Source organism: Sphingomonas sp. CCH5-D11, from assembly GCF_001557395.1.
GTDB lineage: Bacteria > Pseudomonadota > Alphaproteobacteria > Sphingomonadales > Sphingomonadaceae > Sphingomonas.
The window spans coordinates 1-806 of the sequence record NZ_LSKH01000015.1 but is presented as its reverse complement, the minus strand read 5'-3'; the positions used below and the strand labels follow the sequence as shown (position 1 = coordinate 806).

The window sequence follows — 806 nt, the reverse complement described above, 5'->3', positions numbered from 1 at the left end:
GTCAACTGTTAAGCAATCCGACAAGGTCGAGCGCTTCGTAGAGCGCGCGGTGCGCGCGGCCGACCTGCGCGATCACAGCCGGGTCGCCGATCGCATCGGGGGCGATCGCCTCGGGCCAGTGCCCGGCGATGACATCCGCGATCCGGTCCAGCTTTGCCGCCTCGACCAAGAATCGCGGATCCACCAGCGCCGGGTCGCAGGCGACGCGCAGCCGCAGGCACGCGGGGCCGCCCCCGTTCGCCATGGACTCCCGCACGTCCACCACTTCAACCGCGCGGATCGGGCCATTGCCGGCAAGGTGATTCTGCAGCCATGACCAGACCGCGGCATTGCCGCGCGCCTCGGCCGGAACGACGAGCGTCTGCGTGCCCCCGCTGGCCGTGACCAGCTGTGCGTTGAACAGATAGGATTGGATGGCATCGGCCAGGCTGACACGGTCGGCCGGCACTTCCACGATTTCCACCTCGGGCAACAGGCGGCGGAGGTCGGCGAAGAAGCCCTGCCGATCGGCAAAGGCCAGTTCGTGGGCGAACAGGACGCGTTCGTTCGCCACGGCGACCACGTCATTGTGGAAGGCGCCCGCAGCAATGGCCTCGGGCGATTGCTGCACGAACAGGGTGCGACCGGGATCAAGCCGGTGCGCCCGGGCGACCGCTTCCGAAGCATCGCGATGCTGCCGGGCAGGGAAGGGGCCGCCGCTTTCGCCATAGACGAAGACCTCGACGGCGGGCGCGTCGTGACGCGCGCAAAGCCGCATGTGATTGGCCGCGCCCTCGTCGCCGAACGGGGCGGGTACGGGCGGGTGA

At 69.2% G+C, this 806-nt stretch carries 1 protein-coding gene; it reads right to left on the bottom strand.

The features are described from left to right. Nucleotide 1: 1 nt before the first annotated feature. Nucleotides 2–806: N-succinylarginine dihydrolase (locus AX702_RS00710; RefSeq protein WP_197420450.1), on the bottom strand; the 805-nt coding region annotated here is incomplete at its 5' end.